This is a genomic window from Faecalimonas canis (genome assembly GCF_054601575.1).
Genome location: NZ_BAAHSI010000050.1, coordinates 1 through 2,845, shown reverse-complemented (window position 1 = coordinate 2,845; position 2,845 = coordinate 1). Strand labels below are relative to the sequence as shown.

At 37.6% G+C, this 2,845-nt stretch carries 3 protein-coding genes; all 3 read right to left on the bottom strand.

What is annotated here, in order from left to right:
• Window positions 1-52 precede the first annotated feature (52 nt).
• On the bottom strand, window positions 53-916 hold the full coding sequence (locus tag ACYPXO_RS10920) for a DegV family protein (protein WP_459640604.1): 864 nt from the start codon (window positions 914-916) through the stop codon (window positions 53-55).
• Between the two features lie 62 nt (window positions 917-978).
• Window positions 979-2,349: a spore germination protein gene (locus ACYPXO_RS10915; protein WP_459640603.1), complete on the bottom strand. Its 1,371-nt coding sequence runs from the start codon at window positions 2,347-2,349 to the stop codon at window positions 979-981.
• Between the two features lie 145 nt (window positions 2,350-2,494).
• Window positions 2,495-2,845: group II intron maturase-specific domain-containing protein (locus ACYPXO_RS10910; RefSeq protein WP_459640602.1), on the bottom strand; the 351-nt coding region annotated here is incomplete at its 5' end.

The window sequence follows — 2,845 nt, the reverse complement described above, 5'->3', positions numbered from 1 at the left end:
ACTTTGTCTACAGTCTGAAACCTTTCTGTTTTAAAAACAGAAAGGTTTTTTTCTATCTTTCATTTCCCATAAAAAACACGGCAACAACTCCCGCTCCTGTATGACTTCCAATTACCGAACCGATTCCATTAATAATAACATTCTTAATGCCAAACCGCTCCCGTATCTGCTCTTCTAAATACTTCGCATCATCGATACAATCGCCATGAGTAATCATTACTATATCATTCTCATAGCCTTGCATTTGCTTTTCCATTTTATCCAAAAGTGTAAGTAACGATTTCTTTCTTCCTCGTTCCTTCCCGATAACAACTAATTTCCCTTCATTATCCATATGAATAATCGGCTTAATCTTAACCATTGTTCCCAAAACTGCTGTTGTTTTAGAAATTCTTCCTCCCCGATGCAAATGATTAAGATCATCCACAGTAACATTATGACAAATATGAAGTTTATTCTCTTCTACCCATTTCGCTATCTCATCAAGACTTTTCCCCTGCTCTTTCAACTGAAGCGTCTTATAAAGAAGAAGTCCCTCTCCCATGGATGCACACAAACTATCTACGGTAATAATTTTCGCCTCAGGATAATCTTCCATCAACTCTTCCGCAGCCATTCTCACACTGTTATAACTACCACTAAGCCCCGATGAAAATCCGATATACAGAATATCTTTTCCTTCTTTCACAACAGGTTCTAACGCCTTTCTCGCTTCTTCCGGATTAATCTGTGAAGTTGTAGGAAGCGAACCGTTTCTCAATCTTTCAAAAAATTCTTCATGGGATAACCCATCCAAATCTTTATAGGTAACACCATCCATAATATAAGATAAGGAAATGGTTAACACATGATTTTCCTCTAGAAATGTCTTTTGTAAATCTACTGTACTGTCTGTTGCAATAATAAATTCTCTCATGGCTGATACCTCCCGTCTATATAGAATATATCATACCATTTTTTCCTTATCAGTAAAACACTTTAATTTAATTTTACATTCAAATAATTTCTTCCTGACAGTGTTTTATTGCAGGCAACTGAAATAACAACTATAAAGCATCCAATAGCAAATCCAATCCAGTCAAACCATGCCGTCAGTATAAGCAAAATTAATCTCATAAATTTCAAAGCATACCCCAATTCAAAATTCGGTTGAGTGTAATTTGCTACCGCAACAAACGCCATATATAGCATAACCTCTGAATTAAACCAACCTGACTTTACTGAAAATTCACCCATAACAATACCTGCAATTACACTCAAAGGGGTACTTAACATACTAGGTGTATTCATCGCTGCCAAACGAAGTCCATCAATGGCAAGTTCAAGTAATAATAATTGATATAAAAGAGGAATATTCTGCACATCACGAATAAGAACAAATTCAAACATCTTCGGAAGCCACTCCGGATTCTGCATAAACAAAAGAAATAGCGGAGTAACAAACACTGTGGCAATAGTAATAATCGCTCTCGATACCTTTAGATATACATTTGTCACTGTCGGAAAATAATAATCATTCGCCTCTTCTATCATATCAAAAATGGATGTTGGTAAAATCATCGCCGACGGAGAATTATCTACTAAAATAACAATTTTTCCCTCCAGCAGACAGGCTGCCGCCGTATCCGGTCTTTCCGTAAATTTAAATTTTGGAAAAGGATTAAACCATTTCCGCTTAAATAACTGCTCCGCCAAACTCTGTTGATTCATTCGTAAATCATCCACTTTTATTGCATTAAGTCTGTTTGTCAGATTTTTCAAAAGTTCTTTATCCACTCTATCTTCCATATATGCAACAACCACATCCGTTCTGGAACTCTTTCCAATGTCCATCATCTGCATAATAAGATGTGGGTCACGGATTCTTCTTCGCATTAATGCCGTATTAAATACAATCGTTTCCACGAACCCATCTCTCGACCCTCTGAGCGACTTATCTTTATCCGGTTCTTCCACACTCCTCGCCGGATACGTGCGGCAGTCAATAGCAAGACAGGCAGAATAGCCTTCTATAAAAAAGCATGACACCCCTGACAAAACATTCCTCAAAATTTCATCAAACTCCGTAAGAACATCCACCTCCACATAGGGAATGAGTTTTTGCGAAAATGTTGTTGCATCTTCAGGCATATCATATTTATTTACCCCCAAAAAAGAGGTCATTAATTTCTGCATTGTATCATCCTTCGTAAAGCCATCTATAAAATAGAAAGAACTCTTCTTCTCCCCAATGACAATATCTCTTCTAATTAAGTCAAAACTTTCATCCACCGGTAAAATTTCATTCATATACTCCACGTTTTCAGAAAGCGAAGAACTCACTTTTCTTGTTGTTATCTTCTCTACCATATTTCCCTCCATTTTTGCTTCTTAAATTATCATGCCCGAAACATAGAGAAATATACAATCGAGTAGGAGAAATTTCTCATAAATGAGAAATTTCGACCTCTCACACCACCGTGCGTACGGTTCCGTACACGGCGGTTCAATCAACTTAACAAGTAACACACCTTTCGGTGTAGTAATCTAACATAGAGATTAGCCCAAATGAGGCTAGTCTCTTATTACTTATTGCTTGGCTTACATCTGATGCGCGGCAGACTCTTGCATACCCTGTGGAGTATGCAGTCCTCCATGCCGCCCATCTGGGCACTCCAAGTTTTATGAGATTCTTTGCACGATTCTGTGGTGTTTTCCAATGTTTCCATATGCACATACGAAGTCTATAGCGAATCTTTGAATCAAGTTTCGCACAAAGGGCTTTCATACTTCCTATCTTGAAATAGTTAATCCATCCTCTGATGAGTTGATTAAGTTTCTCTACCGTGCACGTGTTGCTAACACC

What these genes read in the sequence shown, in the direction of transcription:
- ACYPXO_RS10915 (WP_459640603.1), bottom strand. Translation starts at nt 2,349, where the DNA reads ATGGTAGAGAAGATAACAACAAGAAAAGTGAGTTCTTCGCTTTCTGAA.
- ACYPXO_RS10920 (WP_459640604.1), bottom strand. Translation starts at nt 916, where the DNA reads ATGAGAGAATTTATTATTGCAACAGACAGTACAGTAGATTTACAAAAG.